Origin of the sequence: uncultured Altererythrobacter sp., from assembly GCF_913057185.1 — a bacterium.
Taxonomy (GTDB): domain Bacteria; phylum Pseudomonadota; class Alphaproteobacteria; order Sphingomonadales; family Sphingomonadaceae; genus Erythrobacter; species Erythrobacter rubellus.
Window position 1 is genome coordinate 254679 of the sequence record NZ_CAJXNK010000002.1, and the last position, 15652, is coordinate 270330.

At 57.7% G+C, this 15652-nt stretch carries 17 protein-coding genes and 1 tRNA gene; 11 read left to right on the forward strand and 7 right to left on the reverse strand.

Annotated features, from left to right (window positions below; genetic code table 11):
- Positions 1-106: 106 nt before the first annotated feature.
- On the reverse strand, positions 107-739 hold the full coding sequence (locus QZ487_RS09100) for a 2OG-Fe(II) oxygenase (protein ID WP_285975524.1): 633 nt from the start codon (positions 737-739) through the stop codon (positions 107-109).
- A gap of 205 nt (positions 740-944) precedes the next feature.
- Here QZ487_RS09100 and QZ487_RS09105 point away from each other — a divergent pair.
- From QZ487_RS09105 to QZ487_RS09155, 11 genes are all read left to right on the forward strand, one after another.
- Positions 945-1021: transfer RNA gene (locus QZ487_RS09105), tRNA-His, on the forward strand.
- A 50-nt stretch (positions 1022-1071) separates the two neighbouring features.
- On the forward strand, positions 1072-2103 hold the full coding sequence (locus tag QZ487_RS09110; protein WP_285975523.1) for a Glu/Leu/Phe/Val dehydrogenase dimerization domain-containing protein: 1032 nt from the start codon (positions 1072-1074) through the stop codon (positions 2101-2103).
- Between the two features lie 81 nt (positions 2104-2184).
- Positions 2185-2907: a heme ABC transporter permease CcmC gene (gene ccmC / locus QZ487_RS09115; RefSeq protein WP_285975522.1), complete on the forward strand. Its 723-nt coding sequence runs from the start codon at positions 2185-2187 to the stop codon at positions 2905-2907.
- On the forward strand, positions 2907-3047 hold the full coding sequence (locus tag QZ487_RS09120; RefSeq protein WP_285975521.1) for a hypothetical protein: 141 nt from the start codon (positions 2907-2909) through the stop codon (positions 3045-3047). Before ccmC ends, QZ487_RS09120 begins: the two co-directional genes overlap by 1 nt.
- The gene (ccmE, locus tag QZ487_RS09125; RefSeq protein WP_285975520.1) at positions 3044-3508 is read left to right on the forward strand and encodes a cytochrome c maturation protein CcmE; all 465 of its coding nucleotides are present in this window, start codon (positions 3044-3046) and stop codon (positions 3506-3508) included. Before QZ487_RS09120 ends, ccmE begins: the two co-directional genes overlap by 4 nt.
- 2 nt (positions 3509-3510) lie before the next feature.
- On the forward strand, positions 3511-5502 hold the full coding sequence (locus QZ487_RS09130) for a heme lyase CcmF/NrfE family subunit (protein ID WP_285975519.1): 1992 nt from the start codon (positions 3511-3513) through the stop codon (positions 5500-5502).
- The gene (locus tag QZ487_RS09135; RefSeq protein ID WP_285975518.1) at positions 5502-6026 is read left to right on the forward strand and encodes a DsbE family thiol:disulfide interchange protein; all 525 of its coding nucleotides are present in this window, start codon (positions 5502-5504) and stop codon (positions 6024-6026) included. Before QZ487_RS09130 ends, QZ487_RS09135 begins: the two co-directional genes overlap by 1 nt.
- Positions 6023-6469, forward strand: a complete 447-nt coding sequence (locus tag QZ487_RS09140; RefSeq protein ID WP_285975517.1) for a cytochrome c-type biogenesis protein — start codon at positions 6023-6025, stop codon at positions 6467-6469. Before QZ487_RS09135 ends, QZ487_RS09140 begins: the two co-directional genes overlap by 4 nt.
- A 38-nt stretch (positions 6470-6507) precedes the next feature.
- Positions 6508-7158, forward strand: coding sequence for a tetratricopeptide repeat protein (locus tag QZ487_RS09145; RefSeq protein WP_285975516.1), 651 nt, complete (start codon positions 6508-6510; stop codon positions 7156-7158).
- Between the two features lie 127 nt (positions 7159-7285).
- Complete coding sequence (locus tag QZ487_RS09150; protein ID WP_285975515.1) at positions 7286-9208, forward strand: potassium transporter Kup; 1923 nt, start codon at positions 7286-7288, stop codon at positions 9206-9208.
- 54 nt (positions 9209-9262) lie between these two features.
- On the forward strand, positions 9263-9499 hold the full coding sequence (locus QZ487_RS09155) for a hypothetical protein (RefSeq protein WP_285975514.1): 237 nt from the start codon (positions 9263-9265) through the stop codon (positions 9497-9499).
- 91 nt (positions 9500-9590) lie between these two features.
- Here the strand turns inward: QZ487_RS09155 and QZ487_RS09160 are convergent, their stop codons facing one another.
- The 6 genes from QZ487_RS09160 to QZ487_RS09185 form a co-directional block, all read right to left on the reverse strand.
- Positions 9591-10163, reverse strand: a complete 573-nt coding sequence (locus QZ487_RS09160) for a urate hydroxylase PuuD (protein WP_285975513.1) — start codon at positions 10161-10163, stop codon at positions 9591-9593.
- Between the two features lie 98 nt (positions 10164-10261).
- Positions 10262-10915 (reverse strand): inner membrane-spanning protein YciB, encoded by a 654-nt coding sequence (locus QZ487_RS09165; RefSeq protein WP_285975512.1) that lies wholly within the window; start codon positions 10913-10915, stop codon positions 10262-10264.
- Positions 10915-11853 (reverse strand): signal recognition particle-docking protein FtsY, encoded by a 939-nt coding sequence (gene ftsY, locus QZ487_RS09170; protein ID WP_285975511.1) that lies wholly within the window; start codon positions 11851-11853, stop codon positions 10915-10917. Before ftsY ends, QZ487_RS09165 begins: the two co-directional genes overlap by 1 nt.
- Positions 11850-13025: a MiaB/RimO family radical SAM methylthiotransferase gene (locus QZ487_RS09175; RefSeq protein ID WP_285976997.1), complete on the reverse strand. Its 1176-nt coding sequence runs from the start codon at positions 13023-13025 to the stop codon at positions 11850-11852. The genes ftsY and QZ487_RS09175 overlap by 4 nt, the downstream gene beginning before the upstream one ends.
- Positions 13025-13849 (reverse strand): diaminopimelate epimerase, encoded by an 825-nt coding sequence (dapF, locus tag QZ487_RS09180; protein ID WP_285975510.1) that lies wholly within the window; start codon positions 13847-13849, stop codon positions 13025-13027. The genes QZ487_RS09175 and dapF overlap by 1 nt, the downstream gene beginning before the upstream one ends.
- Before the next feature lie 62 nt (positions 13850-13911).
- Positions 13912-15570 carry an EAL domain-containing protein gene (locus tag QZ487_RS09185; RefSeq protein ID WP_285975509.1) on the reverse strand — a complete coding sequence of 553 codons (1659 nt, stop codon included), beginning with the start codon at positions 15568-15570 and terminating at the stop codon, positions 13912-13914.
- Between the last annotated feature and the right edge of the window lie 82 nt (positions 15571-15652).

A 15652-nucleotide genomic window follows, 5' to 3' on the forward strand; every position in this document is an offset into this window, starting at 1 on the left:
AGCATCAAGCGGATGACGCAAATCATCTTCGATCACTTCTGTTCGCTCTAGCAAGTCATCAAGCCGCTTGCGCAGCTTCTCTGCCATATCCGTGTAGTCGCTCATTCTAACCCCACTCCTTCTCCCGATACCATTTGGTTATCACATATTTCACGCCCTTGCGGACTTTCATACCGTGATGGAGCGTATTCGGGTTCACGCTGCCGTCCGGGCGGCGGTTATTCCAGCAGAGCAGTTTGCCTGCCTCCGGCTGAAATGTTTTGCCTACCGTCTTGAAGCGTGTAGCTCCTCCGGCGACGACTTCATTGAGATAGATCATGAAAGTCCAGGTTCTTTGCCCGGCGACTGAACAGAACTTGTGAAAGTCCAGACCGTCGGGCGCGAAATAGTCAGTATGTGCTTTAAATTCCTGTCCCACGGCATAGCGTTGGCCTTGTACCGGCTCTCCATGCGCAGGATCGATGCCGTTCAACTCTAACAGCATGGCTTCCAACCGTTGCACCGCAGGTTCGCTCGCTGAAAGATCACAAGTCTCACTGGTGCGGAAATAGCTGTCACCATTATCGTCAGCGATGGTGCTGGGACGGCGGCCTGCATCTATCAGTGCGATCAGCTCTTCGCACAGCTCAGCGGAAAGAAAGTCCCGGCACTGAAACAGCTCTATCTTGGCGGAGGGCGCGCGCTGCATGCCCGCCTTTGCCAAGAGTCGATCGGTAGAAGATTCGCCCGGTCCCGCCATGGATTGCACGATAGGCATTTGGGCGGCCCAGCGAAAGCGCGAAATAATCTTGCGTTCAACAGGGAAATGCGCAGTTTTCGCTTCCCAAATGGGCCGAGCTATGCAACAGGCTCGCCCCCGTTGAGGCCGGTCTTGACCATCCGGCCACAAAGCTTATCAGCCCCGCTTGCGCGGCTCGACTTGCGAATGTGAGGCGGGGCATATGGCGATCGTAGCTCAGTTGGTTAGAGCGCCGGTTTGTGGTACCGGAGGTCGGGGGTTCGAGACCCCTCGATCGCCCCATTTCTCCTCTTCAGCGCGATTGTGAAGCTGCCCGAGACAAGGATGGGCAAATGACGGCTTTCTGGAATGAATCCGATTTTGATGATCACGAACAAGTTGTGTTCGTGCGCGACGCAGCATCGGGCCTGTCCGGTATTATTGCCATTCACTCGACACATCTTGGCCCGGCGGCGGGCGGCACGCGGTTCTGGCACTATGCCGATCCTGCCTCTGGCATGCGCGATGCGCTGCGCCTCAGCCGCGGTATGAGCTATAAGAACGCTATGGCCGGCCTACCTGCCGGTGGCGGTAAAGCCGTGATCCTGGCTGATGCCAACCGCACCAAGACGCCGGAAATGTTGGCAGCATTTGCGCGCGCGGTGGAAGGTCTGGGCGGAAAATACATTACCGCGCAAGATGTCGGCATGTCTCAGGATGACATGGTCAGCCTGTCTCAGCACACATCGCACGTGGCGGGCCTTCCCGGCCAGGGCGGCGATCCGGGGCCATATACAGCCCGCGGAGTGTATTTGGGCATCAAAGCAGCGGCAAAGCGCGCGCTTGGTACAGATGACCTCAAAGGGGTGCGTGTCGCCGTTCAAGGGGTAGGTAGCGTTGGCGGCGGAATGGCGCGTTATCTTGCGGAAGACGGCGCGCAGTTGATTCTTTCGGACGTGAATCACGGCCGCGCTGCCGCTCTGGCAGAGGAGCTTGGCGCAACTATAGCGGGCACTGACGAGATCCTTGGCATAGAAGCCGATATCGTCAGCCCGAACGCTTTGGGAGCGATCCTGAACGAGCGATCTATCGATGGGCTCAAGGCCAAAGTCGTTGCAGGCGGTGCTAACAATCAGTTGGCGACAGGAACCGAAGGAAAGCTGCTGCAAGAGCGCGGTATCCTCTACGCGCCCGATTATGTCATCAACGCAGGTGGGATCATCAACGTTCTGCGCCACATCGACAACGCCGGTGATGGCGAGATCAATGCACGGATTGATCGCATCCCCCACCGCCTTGAACAAGTGTGGCAAGAGAGCGAGAGCACTGGCGAAACGCCGGACGTGGTGGCGGACAAGATGGCGCAGCGCTTGATCGGGCGTTGAACGAAACGGGACTTGAAAATTTGCAGCCTTGCAAGGAGCGAGAGGCACTGTAATACCCTCTCCTAAAGGACCTCTTCGTTAATGCACGGCTTTGCCAATCCGACCCGTTTTCTCAAGCTAGCAGCCTGGCTAACCCCGCTTTTGCTGCTGAGCGGGTTGGTCATGGTGGCAATCAGCCTGGTTTGGGGCTTGTACTATGTCCCGCCTGACCGCTTGATGGGCGAAACGGTGCGCATTCTATTCATCCACGTGCCGAGCGCCTGGCTCGGGATGGGTGGTTGGACGGCCATTGCAATTAGCAGCCTTGTCTATCTGGTCTGGAAGCATCCACTGGCCGCGATTTCAGCGCGCGCTGCGGCTGTCCCGGGAATGGTCTTCACGGCGATTTGTTTGGCCACCGGCTCGATATGGGGGCGCCCAACATGGGGTACGTGGTGGGAATGGGATGGTCGGCTTACCAGTATGCTAGTGCTGCTGTTTCTCTACTTCGGCTATATCGCGCTTTCGCAAGCCGTCGCGCGCGAGGGCGTGTCGCCGAGAATTGCCGCGATCTTCGGGCTTGTCGGCGCGATCAATATTCCGATTATCAATCGCTCGGTCGTGTGGTGGAACTCGCTGCATCAACCTGCGAGCATTTCCATCGGGAAAAGCGCGATTGATCCCACGTTTCTTGTGCCTTTGGCGTTCGCAGTGGTGGGCTTCTCGTTGTTATTTGGCGGCGTGGTGCTGGCGCGGATGCGCGCATTGCTGGCAGACTTTCAAGCCGAAGTCCGCCTTCGACGCATGGCGCTGGAGATTGCGTAATGTATGAGGCGCTCAATCAATGGGACTTTGTTGTCGCTGCCTATGCTGTGGGCATTGCGGGAACGCTTGGCATGGTCGCTTGGGCCTGGTGGGACATGCGCCGCGCAGAGGCAATACGTGATAAGGTGAAGCGCAAATGAGCGGCATCAAACCCAAACATCAGCGATTAGTGCTGGTGAGCTTTGCGATGGTGGCGATTGTCGCTGCCGGATTGCTCGCCGCATGGGCGCTGCGCAATCAAGCGAACTATTTCTATCTGCCTGACCAGATGATGGCTGACCCGCCCGCGGTCGGACAAGCCGTTCGGCTTGGCGGGATGGTCGCTGAAGGTTCGATCGAGAAGCAGCCTGATGGGATCACCATTTCATTTGTTGTGACTGACCAGGGCGACGCACGCGTTCCGGTAATGTACAAAGGCATTCTGCCCGACCTTTTCGTCGAAAATTCCGGAGTGGTCGCAGAGGGCAGTCTGGATGCCAAGGGCGTGTTCATTGCGGACAATTTGCTTGCCAAGCATGATGAGAACTACGTCCCGCGCGAGCTTCAGGAAATGTCCGAACATCAAAATGCCTACCGGCCCGAAGATACGGTGGTCGATTAAGAATGAGCGCTGAGCTTGGCCTAGCCGCACTGTGGATGTCCGCCGCGCTTGCGATCCTGCAGCTGGTGGGCGGAGCGATTGCGCAACGCAATCCGGATGCACCGTTGGCGGCCTTGGTCAGGCCGGCCGCGATCTTGCAGGGTTTCCTTGCAGTTTTTAGTTTTGCGATGCTGCTGTGGGTGTTCGCGATTACAGACCTGTCGGTAAAGCTGGTCGCGACCAATTCTCATTCTATGAAGCCGATGATGTTCAAGCTGTCTGGCGCTTGGGGTAATCACGAAGGCTCGATGCTGCTGTGGGTCACGGTCATGGCACTGGCAGGGGCTCTGATTGCGTGGCTGGAACGGCGCTTGCCTGAAAAGACCATGCTGGCAACGCTTGCCTCGCAAGGGTTTGTTGCCATTGGGTTTTATGCGTTTCTGTTGTTGAGTTCGAACCCGTTTGAGCGGCTCGCAACACCTGCCGTCGAGGGGAATGGACTAAATCCATTGTTGCAAGACATCGGCTTGGCTTTCCACCCACCTACGCTCTACATGGGCTATGTCGGACTGTCGGTCGCGTTCAGCTTTGCGGTGGGCGCGCTGCTGACACGTCAGGTAAACCCGGAATTTGCACGCGTAATGCGCCCATGGGTGCTGGGTGCGTGGGTGTTTCTCACCCTGGGTATCACAGCCGGATCATATTGGGCTTATTACGAGCTTGGCTGGGGTGGCTGGTGGTTCTGGGATCCGGTCGAGAACGCTTCACTAATGCCTTGGCTCGCTGCGACCGCTTTGCTGCATTCGGCCAGCGTTCTGGCCGCTCGCGATGCTTTACGTGCCTGGACGATCATGCTGGGCGTTGTGGCGTTCTCCATGTCGATGTTGGGTACATTTCTTGTGCGCTCGGGCATCCTGACCAGCGTTCATGCCTTCGCTGTCGATCCTGAACGCGGGTCATTTATCCTCGCTCTCTTGTGCCTTTACATCGGCGGTGCGTTGCTGCTGTTTGCCTTGCGCGCGGGCAGCGTTTCAGAGGGCCAGCGTTTCGCTCTGGTCAGCCGCGAGGGCGCACTGGTGTTCAACAATGTGATGCTGTCTGCGATCCTCGGAATTGTGTTGCTTGGGACGCTTTACCCGCTTCTTACGGAAGCATTTGATGTGCGTGTGTCTGTCGGCCCGCCCTATTTCAATCCGGTCGGCGCGATCTTCACCATTCCGATGCTGGCGGTGATGGCCGTTGGCCCGATGCTGCGCTGGCGCGAAGACAATATTGATCGCATCAAATTGCCGATCGCTATTGTCACGGTTCTTGTCGTTACGGCTGCACTGGCAATCGTGCTGTTCACATCCGATATCGGCGTACTGCCGCTGCTGGGTCTGGCGTTCGCTGTGGGCTTGGGCGTGGCGAGCTTCATGCCGTTGCGCGGGCGCAATCTCCTGCGCGTCCCCTTAGCGACATGGGGCATGGTCATTGCGCATTTCGGCATTGCAGTTGCCCTGCTGGGAATGGCGAGTGAAAGCGCATTTACGGATGAGAAGCTGGTTGCGGTCGCACCGGGCGAAGCGACACAGCTTTCAGGCTTCACCATCACATTGGAAAGTGTCGACCCGATCGCCGGGCCAAATTGGACAGCGGTGGAAGCGCGGATCACGGCGCAGCGCGGCGATGGAGCGCCTGTAGTTCTCAACCCTCAGTCGCGCCATTTCTGGGCACCTGTTCAGCAGACTACGGAAAGCGCGTTGCTGACGCGTTGGGATGGGCAGCTTTATGCGGTGGTGGGCGCGCCGTCTCCGGACGGAAGATGGCAATTGCGGCTGTGGTGGAAGCCGCTGGTCACGCTGATCTGGTACGGCGGGTTGCTGATTGCTTTGGGCGGTACGCTTTCAATCATCGGGCGTCTTTCCAGCGATATCCGGCGCCGCCAAAGGCTTGCCCGCGAAGCTGACGAGCGTGCCGATATGGCGGCGCTTCGCGTTGAAAATGGTGCGGCACCGGCAGGAGGGCCAGCGTAATGCGTTGGACATTATGGGTCCCGTTAATGCTGTTTGCGTTCTTCGTGGGCGTTGCGGGATATCAACTGTTTCAGCCCAAAGACGAATTCATTCCATCGACCATGATCGGGCGGGCCTTGCCAGAATTCGAGCTGCCAGCGGCGAGCGAGACCCGCCCTGGTGTGACCACTGCCGATTTCAAGGACGGAAAGCCCAAGCTTCTCAATATCTGGGCCAGTTGGTGCTTGCCGTGTATTGCGGAAGCTCCGCATCTGGAAAGCCTCAAGGAAGAAGGCGTCGAGATTATCGGTGTGGCCATTCGTGACAAGCGTGAAGACGTAGATGAATTTCTTGCGACCCACGGCAATCCATATACCCGCATTGGCGCAGATGAAATCTCCGCAGTACAACTCGAAATCGGTTCGTCCGGAGTGCCTGAGACCTTCGTGATAGACGGGGAAGGCAATATCATTCACCAGCACATTGGCGATGTTCGCGCGCGCGATGTCCGGCGATTGTTGGAAATCCTGGAGGACGCATCGTGAAGCGCGTGCTGCCACTTCTCGCAATAGTCAGCCTTTCGCTGCCATTGGCGGCGCAGGATGACTTGCCGCCTGCGCCCTATGCCTACACACAGTTGGAAGACCCCGCGCAGGAAGCCGAGGCGGTCGCGCTGATGGAATCCCTGCGTTGCCTGAAATGCCAAAGCCAGTCGATTGCAGACAGCGATGCCCCAATGGCGGGCGATATGCGCCATCAGGTGCGCACACGAATCGCGGCGGGTCAGGAACCCGAAGAAATCCGCCAGTGGTTGATCGATCGCTATGGTGACTATGTCAGCTATGCGCCGCGTGTGACGAGTTCGACTTGGCCTTTGTTCGCAATCCCCCTGCTGCTCTTGCTAGTCGCAGGCGCAATTCTGTGGCGGCGGATCGGCCGTAAATCGGTCGGCGGACTGGACCAGATTCTCGACGAGGGCGATGATTGATGGCCTGGATGCCCATTTTACTGCTTGGTATAGCCGCGATGTTGACTGCAATTCTGGTCTTGCGGCTGCCGAAGCAAGGTTGGATGTTGTTCGCGGCGGTGCTGATATTCGGCCTGGCCGGATATGGAACGTTCGGCTCTCCAGGAAAGCCCGCAGCACCCAAGGCGGCAGGCGCAGAGCAAATGCGCTCAGGCGAGCAACTGGTGCAAGCGCGGCGTAGCCTATTCGATGATGGTTCGCCGCCTCCGAGCCATCTGGTGACGTCAGATGGTTATGCGCGCCAAGGCCGGTATGAGGAAGCGGCTGGTTTCTTGCGCAATGCGATTAAGGATTATCCTAATGACGCAGAAACCTGGCTCGCATTGGCGATTGCTTTGGTCGAACATGCTGAGGGTCAGGTAACGCCGCCCGCAATTGCCGCGTTCAGCAAGGCGCAGGAAGCCTTCCCGGAGCATCCCGGCGCGGGCTATTTTCTGGGTATGGCGTTTCTGCGATCAGGACAGCCAGAAGATGCGCGGCGCGTGTGGGCCGAACTGCTGGAGCGCAGCCCGGAAGATGCGCCCTGGCGGCAAGATCTGGAGTTTCGCTTGGCCGGATTGGACCAGTTGATAGCGCAAATGGACAGCATGCGGCGTATGATGGAAGCGCAAGATGCCGCTGAACAACGCGCGCAGGTGGTCGAAGAGTAGCGCGCAGCGGCTTGCAGGGGGCGAAGCGCAGTGCTAAGCGCCGCCGCCTTGTGCCACAGGGGGCATGTTCGGGATCGCGAGTCAGGCTCGTGAGGGCAGTACCGGGAAAGCGGGAAATCCGTTTGATATGAGCGAAGCAGCAGCGCCAGCACATCAGCCACCAACGGGTGGAAAGTCACACAGTGCGTCCAAAACCGCGCTGGCTGTGGGCGCTATCGGTATCGTTTTTGGCGATATCGGTACCAGCCCGCTTTACGCCTTTCGTGAGACATTTGCCGGTACGGCCAATATTGCAATTGACCGGATGCATGTGCTGGGGGTCGTCAGCCTGATATTCTGGTCCATGCTGCTGGTTGTGGCGATCCAGTATGTCACCATCCTGATGCGGGCCGATAACAAGGGGCAGGGCGGTTCGCTCGCACTGGTCGCTTTGCTTTCGCGGCATATCGGCAAGTCAAGCTACGGCTGGTTGGTCGTTCTGCTTGGGGTGTTTGCGACATCGCTGTTCTACGGCGACAGTATGATTACGCCTGCGATCTCGGTCTTGTCAGCGGTCGAAGGTCTGACCGTGGTTGACGCTGGACTACAGCCGTTTGTTATCCCGATTGCGCTGGGTTTGCTGGTGTTCCTGTTCATGTTGCAAGCACGCGGGACCGCCAAGGTAGGCGCGCTGTTTGCGCCCGTTATGATCGTCTATTTCACGGTTATTGCCGGCCTGGGCGGATGGCAGATAGTCCAGAACCCCGACATTCTGTGGGCGCTCAACCCCTATTATGCGGTGATGTTTTTCGTGACAGACGGCGTGGTGGCGTTCCTGGCGCTTGGCGCGGTGGTGCTCGCGGTGACAGGCTCTGAAGCGCTCTATTCGGACATGGGCCATTTCGGGCGCGGTCCGATGCGCTTGAGCTGGTTCGGTTTTGTGATGCCGTGCCTGCTGCTCAACTACTTCGGGCAAGGCGCGATGATCGCAGGCTTGCCGCCTGAACAGGCCGCAGAAGTGGTGCGCAATCCGTTCTTCCTGCTCGCCAGCGAAGAATGGCGCTTGCCATTGGTGATCCTGGCAACTGTCGCCACCTTCATCGCCAGCCAGGCGGTTATCTCCGGTGCGTTCTCCATCACCCACCAGGCGATCCAGATGGGCTTCATGCCGCGTTTGAATGTGCGCCACACCAGCGAAACGGAAGGCGGCCAGATCTACATTCCGGTCGTGAACTGGGCGCTGATGGTGGCGGTTATCATCCTCGTGCTGACGTTCCAGAGTTCGTCCGCTCTCGCCAGCGCCTACGGTATTGCGGTGACCGGTGCAGTCACGATCGATACGCTGCTGATGGCGGTATTGCTGGTCGGGGTATGGAAATGGAAGTGGTGGTACGCGGGCCCCGTAGTCGCCCTGTTCCTGATCGTGGATGGTGCTTATTTCGCGGCAAACCTCACCAAAGTTCCCGATGGGGGCTGGTTCCCATTGATGGTCGGTTTCATTGCCTTTACGTTGCTGACGACCTGGGCGCGCGGGCGCAAGCTGATGCGCGCACAGATGGCCGAGGGCGGCCTGCCTATGGAGATCTTTGCCAAGTCAGCTAAGAACTCTGCGGTGCGGGTGCCTGGTACGGCGATCTTTATGGCCTCGAGCACCAACGGCGTACCGTCCGCGCTGCTGCACAATATCAAGCACAACAAGGTGCTACATGAACGCGTGGTGATCCTGACGGTCAATATCGAGGAAGTGCCCTATGTCGATCCGGGCGAACGCTGTGAATATCACGATATAGGTGACGGCTTCTATCGCGCCATCCTGCACTATGGTTTCATGGAGAAAACCGACGTTCCAGCGGGCTTGAAGCAGATGGAGCAGTGCGGCGGCGAGTTTGACATGATGCAGACGAGCTTCTTCTTGAGCCGGCAGACGCTGCTTCCGTCTGACAAGCCGGGCATGCCGATCTGGCGCGAGAAGATTTTTGCCTGGATGCTACGAAACTCGGCGACTGCGATGGATTTCTTCAAACTGCCCACCAACCGCGTGGTGGAGCTGGGTAGCCAGGTAGAGATTTAAGGTCCGCTAACGACCCATTTGCGGACGTTGGCAATATTCAAGTAACATGGTGGCATGACTGATTTTCCGGCAGACAAACTCCGCACTCTGAACGAACTTGAAGCATATGACGCGATGGTTTGGTTTCTAAACAGTTATTGGGAGAGAAGAGGCAAGTTATCGGATGACATCGCAATCCTTATGTCAGACTTGAGCCGCGAAATTTGGTCTAATCAAATGCCGGGCGACCCCGCGTCGTGGCGCGACTGGCAGAAGGCCGTTACCAATATTCAGGGTGCACGGGATCAGTAGTGTCCGCTTTGCACTCTATAATCAGACATAGAAAAGGCGCCACGGTTTCCCGCAGCGCCCTTCGTTATTCGTAGTGAGTGATCGCCGGGCGTTAGCCCAGATTTGCGCTCACCATCGCATACATCATCGGGAATGACAGCAGCGTGTTGAGACGGCTGGCGATAAGTGCGCGCGGTGCAGCAGCGGCTTTCTCGTCAGCGCTTGCCTCGACAATGCCGAGCACTTTCTTCTGCGCTGGCCAAATGATGAACCACACGTTGAACGCCATGATCAGCGCCATCCACATGCCGGCACCGATCAGGTTTTCGTACGAGTTTCCGGCGAAGGTCAACGCGTTGACCATGTAGCCATTGATCATCGCGATCCACAGACCGGTCACCACGGTCAGCAGAGCCGCCCAGCGGAAGAAGAACAATGCGCTTGGTGCGATTGTCTTCGTCACAGCCGGCTTATGCTCGTCCGCGATCTTGGGCATTCCGGGTACCTGTACGAAGTTGAAATAGTACAGCAGGCCGATCCATAGCACGCCGAAGAATAGGTGCAGCCAACGCCCGATCGAGTTTCCGTCAATCGCAACCGAATCTGCAAAGCCGAACATGAGTGCGAATGCTGAGACGAGACCAATCGCCAGCACCAGATGAAGATTTCCAAAAAGTTTTGCCATTATACTCCCCCTTATGAGCTTTCGCGGGGGCAATGGTCAGCCAATCCCCGCTACGCGCGGACACTGCGCAGATTGACACAAAAATGGCAAGAGCGCGATTAACTCGCTGGTGGAGGAGTTTCCGCGTCTTCGTCGCCATCATCCAATGACAGCCCGTTCTTGAGCAGCATGGGTATCTGGCTGAAAGTGAACAGGAATGTGAGAGGTAAGAACACCCATAGCTTGGCCCAGAGCCAGCTTTCAAAGCTGAGATTTGCGCGCAATCCTTCGTTTAGCGCTGCCAAAGCCAGGAAGAAAATGCCCCAATTGCGCGAAAGCTTAAGCCAGCCCTCATGGGTCAGCCCTTCGAAGGCGGCTTCGAGCAATATCTGCAGCAGAGCCCGCCCGCGCCAGACCCCGATCAGCAATGCGACACCCAAGACGCCGTAGATGATCGTCGGCTTTGTTTGGACAAACACCGGATCGCCAAAGAATATCGTCAGCGCGCCAAATCCCACGATCAGCGCGGTTGAAAACCACAGCATGGGGGAGACTTTGCCAAGCCGCCATTTGGAAGTGATCAGCGCCACTACGGCGGCGGCCATGAAGGCCATGGTGCCGTAGATGATCGCGAGAATTTCGTCGGCCGGGTTTGCCTCTGCAGGCGCATTCCAGCGATAGACACCAAGGAACACCAGCAGTGGGCCATAATCGACCAGGACATTGAGCCAGCCAGAACCCTTCTTGGCGGGCGCGCTTCTCTGTTCGGACATTACGCCACCCCTGCAATAACTTTGGCGACCAGATCGGGATCGAACGGACGCAAATCGTCAATTTTCTCGCCTACGCCGATAGCATGTATCGGCAGGCCGTATTGCTCAGCTGCGGCGACCAGCACACCGCCGCGCGCGGTGCCATCGAGCTTGGTCATGATGAGGCCCGTCACCCCAGCCACTTCCTTGAACACGTCGATTTGGGCGAGCGCGTTCTGGCCGTTGGTGGCATCAAGCACGAGTATGACATCATGCGGGGCTTCCGGATTGAGCCGTCCGAGGACTTTGCGGATCTTCGCAAGCTCATCCATCAGCTCGCGTTTGTTCTGGAGCCGCCCGGCAGTGTCGACGATCAATGCATCAATACCAGTGTCAGTTGCGGCTTTGACCGCGTCAAAAACGATGCTCGCCGGATCCCCGCCCTCGGGGCCGCGAATAATCGGCACACCCACACGCTCTGCCCATGTGGCGAGTTGTCCGATCGCAGCGGCGCGGAAAGTATCGCCTGCGGCCAGCATCACGCCGTAATCATCTTCCTGAAGCAGATGCGCGAGCTTGGCGATGGTGGTTGTTTTGCCTGACCCGTTGACGCCGATAACCAGCAACACTTGCGGGCGTGGGAAGGCTGTGATCTCAAGCGGCTTGGCCACTGGGCGCAGGATCTCTGCGATCTCCTCCGCTACGGCTTCTTTCAACTCGCGCTCGCTGATTTCAAGGCCGAAGCGTTTTTCACGCAAGCGCTCGCGAATGCGTGCGGCTGCCGACGGACCGAGATCTGACATAATCAGCGCGTCTTCGACATCGTCCAGCGTCGCATCGTCCAGCTTGGCCGTGCTAACCACTGTGGTCAGGTTCTCGCTCAACCGGTCAGAGGTTTTGCGAAAGCCGCCAAACAGACGCTCGCTCCAGCTCTTTTTCGGGGCTTCCGCCTCGCTCATACGAGCATTCCCTCAATCACTTCGTCAGGCGAGATGGTGGCGATTTGCCCCGCCGCAATGCCTTGCGGCACTGAAACTCGCGCGAAGTTCGGCGCATAGCCCGTACCGTCGCGTTCGGCGAGGACAGAAAGCTGTTTGCCCACGAGCGATTGCAACCATTGGCTGCGCATGTCGATGACTGCCGCGCGTAGTTCGCTCGCGCGTGCCTTGATGGCGGAACGATCCAGCTGCGGCATGCGCGCCGCGGGTGTGCCGGGGCGGGGCGAATAGGGGAAGATGTGCCCGTGCACGATGTCGCATTCACGGATAATGGAAAGGTTCGCCTGGTGGTGTTCTTCGGTTTCGGTCGGGAAACCCGCGATCAGGTCAGCGCCAATCGCGATCTCCGGACGGCGTCGCTTGAGCTTAGCGACCAAATCCACTGCGTCATTCCGCAAATGCCTGCGTTTCATGCGCTTGAGGATCAAATCATGCCCATGCTGCAGTGAGAGATGGAGATGGGGCATCAATCGACGCTCGCTGGCGAAAAGCTCGAACAACTGTTCGTCAATTTCGATTCCGTCGAGCGAGGACATGCGCAAGCGTTGCAGCTCTGGAAAAGCATCCAGAATCTCTCCCACCATTGCACCGAGCGGCGGCTTATCGGGCAGGTCATAGCCCCAGCTTGTCACGTCGACACCCGTCAGCACGACCTCTTGCGCGCCGAGCGCCAGATGTTGCTCGACCTCGCGTTTGACCGCATCGACGGTCATCGAACGGCTTTGCCCGCGCCCTTGCGGAATCACGCAAAAGGTACAGGCATGGTCACATCCGTTTTGGATCGCGATAAAGGCGCGCGTGCGGGTTGGCGGTAGAGGAGGTACCTCCATCGGCACATTCCATGCGCGCGGATCAAGCTTTGCCTGGTTGGCAATCAGCCCATCTACCTCAGGCATGTCTGCGATCTGCTCGCGCTCGATATCCGCCGCGCAACCCGTGACCAACAGCCGCGCATCGGGCCGCGCCTTCCGCGCCTTGCGAATAGCCTGGCGCGTCTGACGGACCGCTTCGGAAGTTACCGCACAGCTATTGATCACCACCAGATTGTCTTCGCCGGAAAGCATACCGCGCATGCGTTCGCTTTCGGCGATATTCAGGCGGCAGCCCAATGTGATCAGCTCTGGCCCGCTCATCATTCGCCGTCCGCGTAGTCCGACCATTCAAAGCTGCCGCGAAAGCTTTCGGTGGCTGGGCCGCTCATTAGGATGCGGTTGTCATCAGTCCATTTTATTTGAAGCGCCCCTCCGGGCAATTCGACCATTACTTTGCGCTCTACCAAGCCACGCCTCATGGCACCCACTGCCGTCGCGCAAGCACCTGTGCCGCATGCTCGCGTCAAGCCGGCGCCGCGTTCCCAAACGTTTAGCTTGATCCGCTCTTTGGACTGCACTGTGGCGACATTCACATTGACCCGCTCGGGGAATAAAGGATCATGTTCGATCTCAAGGCCGATATTGCCAAGGTCGATCGCATCCGTATCGCCGACAAAGAAAATCACATGCGGATTGCCAACATTGACGGCAATCGGGTTGCATAGCGGCCCCCAACTGACCGGCATCGAGGCTGTATCCATTGCATAGTCGAGCGGTATCGATTGCCAATCGAAGCGAGGTTCACCCATATCGACGGTTGCGCCGCCATCAGTTGGTTCCAGCGATATGACGGCGCCGTCAGTCAAAACTTTTGCCGACACTCCATGCAACAGCGCCACGGCACGGGCGGCATTGCCGCATGCTTCCACTTCGCCGCCATCTGAATTGAATATCCGCATGCGGAAATCCGCGTCACCCTGATCACAGTTTTCCAGCAGGATGAGTTGATCGCAGCCAATCCCCTTGCGGCGATCCGCGATCGCAGCGGCGGTGACAGTATCCAAGACAGGCAGAGCTTCTTTGCGACCATCTAGGATCACAAAGTCATTTCCGAGCCCGTGCATCTTGGTGAAATCAACTCGCATAGCGAAACGCGCTCTATGCGGCGGGCGCGTCTGCGTCCAGTATTTGTCGAGTCGGTTGCGACTTATGCGCGGCGTTGCTCTTGTGCTGCGTCGATTTCGTCAACGGCCTCAGTAGCGGTCTTTGTCACGACCGGAGGGGTCTTCGCGAGCTTGCCGTTCTCTGCCAATCGCTCAAGCATCTGGGATCCATCCTCCGGACGGCCATAGTGATATCCTTGCCCCTTTAGCTCGCCCATTTCGCGAAGCTGCGCGAGAATGTCTTCGTTCTCGATACCTTCCGCCGTGATCGGCATCTGCAACCCGTCACCTAGTGAGATGATCGCGTCGACGATCTTGCTGCTGTCCTTGTTGCGGAGCTCGCTGACAAAGCTGCGATCGATCTTGATCCGGTCAAGCGGCAAGCTGCGCAATTGCGAAAGGCTGGAGTATCCGGCGCCGAAATCATCAAGGCTTACTCGAACACCCTGGTTGCGCAGGCTGGCGATCATCGATTTCACCAGTCCCAGATTCTCATGCAGACAGGTTTCAGTGACTTCGATTTCCAAGCGGTGTGCCGGGAAATTGTTCTCAATCAACAGCTTCAGCAGCCGCTGTGAGAACCACGGATCACGCAGTTGAACTGGCGAGATATTGACTGACAGGGTCAGGCTGGAATCCCAGGCCTGAGCATCAGTGAATGCCTGAACCATCAACTGCTCGGACATCTCGGCAATGACGCCGATCTCTTCCGCAATCGGGATGAATACGTCCGGATTGACCAGGCCAAGCTCAGGCGATTTCCAGCGCGCCAGCATTTCGAACCCGACCAATTCGCCAGTCGAAATGTCAACCTGCTGCTCGTAGAACGGGACGAATTCGCCTCGTTTCAACCCGCGACGAATGCCATTCTCCAGCTCATTGCGGAAGCGTAGCTCATTCTCCATCGTAGGTTCGAACCAGAAATAGCGGTTCTTTCCGTTCTTCTTTGCCTGATACATCGCGATGTCAGCATGGTGTATCAGATTTTCGCTGTCCTCGATCCCCGCGGCCTTGCCTTTCAAATCGTGGTCAGTAGAGATGCCGATCGACATTGTCGTATCCACGCTGGACCCTTCGATCTCGACCTTGCCAGATACTTTTTCAAACAAGACGGCAATCAGCTCATCAACTTTCTCAGGGTGATCAGGCGAGTATGACATTGCGAACGCAAACTCGTCTCCACCCAGTCGCGCTACAGGTGACGTGTCCGGCACTGCATCGCGCAAGCGCTTTGCCATTACCGTCAACACCTTGTCGCCCATGCCATGGCCATTCATGTCATTGACCTGTTTGAAGTTGTCCAGATCGATCATTACAAACGCGGTGGCTTGACCGCGTGCATTGGCCATGCGGCGCAACTTCTCGGTCGCGCTCCCAATACTTCTGCGGTTCAGGCAGTTGGTCAGGGGGTCTGTTTCAGCCAGTTTGCGCGCAATTTCTTCAGCCTGCTTCCGCACCGCAATCTCGCTTGTGAGATCGCGATAACGCCGCCATCCGAAAATCATCAGCGCAATGTTGAGCAACATGGCATTGACCAGCAGATTGTCCGGCGCGGCTCCGGTGCCCATGATCGATGCGGCAACAAGCGGCAGAACCGAGCTGCCCGTCACAACAAAAAGGATGATCGCTGCCGCTGCAATTCCCAGCGCTACGATGTCGCGCTCGGCTTTGCCTAGCTTTTGCTGGTTGTCGTCTTCAGCCACTCTTGCGTCTTACAGGCCTTGTCGGCGCTGCCCTCAATCCTACGGACTAACTCGCATTACGTATGACGCCGATGATTAAAAA

Bases quoted from the DNA above. Each gene is read 5' to 3' on its own strand.
- QZ487_RS09100 (WP_285975524.1), bottom strand. From the start codon at position 739: ATGGCGGGACCGGGCGAATCTTCTACCGATCGACTCTTGGCAAAGGCG.
- QZ487_RS09110 (WP_285975523.1), top strand. From the start codon at position 1,072: ATGACGGCTTTCTGGAATGAATCCGATTTTGATGATCACGAACAAGTT.
- ccmC (WP_285975522.1), top strand. From the start codon at position 2,185: ATGCACGGCTTTGCCAATCCGACCCGTTTTCTCAAGCTAGCAGCCTGG.
- QZ487_RS09120 (WP_285975521.1), top strand. From the start codon at position 2,907: ATGTATGAGGCGCTCAATCAATGGGACTTTGTTGTCGCTGCCTATGCT.
- ccmE (WP_285975520.1), top strand. From the start codon at position 3,044: ATGAGCGGCATCAAACCCAAACATCAGCGATTAGTGCTGGTGAGCTTT.
- QZ487_RS09130 (WP_285975519.1), top strand. From the start codon at position 3,511: ATGAGCGCTGAGCTTGGCCTAGCCGCACTGTGGATGTCCGCCGCGCTT.
- QZ487_RS09135 (WP_285975518.1), top strand. From the start codon at position 5,502: ATGCGTTGGACATTATGGGTCCCGTTAATGCTGTTTGCGTTCTTCGTG.
- QZ487_RS09145 (WP_285975516.1), top strand. From the start codon at position 6,508: ATGTTGACTGCAATTCTGGTCTTGCGGCTGCCGAAGCAAGGTTGGATG.
- QZ487_RS09150 (WP_285975515.1), top strand. From the start codon at position 7,286: ATGAGCGAAGCAGCAGCGCCAGCACATCAGCCACCAACGGGTGGAAAG.
- QZ487_RS09155 (WP_285975514.1), top strand. From the start codon at position 9,263: ATGACTGATTTTCCGGCAGACAAACTCCGCACTCTGAACGAACTTGAA.
- QZ487_RS09160 (WP_285975513.1), bottom strand. From the start codon at position 10,163: ATGGCAAAACTTTTTGGAAATCTTCATCTGGTGCTGGCGATTGGTCTC.
- QZ487_RS09165 (WP_285975512.1), bottom strand. From the start codon at position 10,915: ATGTCCGAACAGAGAAGCGCGCCCGCCAAGAAGGGTTCTGGCTGGCTC.
- ftsY (WP_285975511.1), bottom strand. From the start codon at position 11,853: ATGAGCGAGGCGGAAGCCCCGAAAAAGAGCTGGAGCGAGCGTCTGTTT.
- QZ487_RS09175 (WP_285976997.1), bottom strand. From the start codon at position 13,025: ATGAGCGGGCCAGAGCTGATCACATTGGGCTGCCGCCTGAATATCGCC.
- dapF (WP_285975510.1), bottom strand. From the start codon at position 13,849: ATGCGAGTTGATTTCACCAAGATGCACGGGCTCGGAAATGACTTTGTG.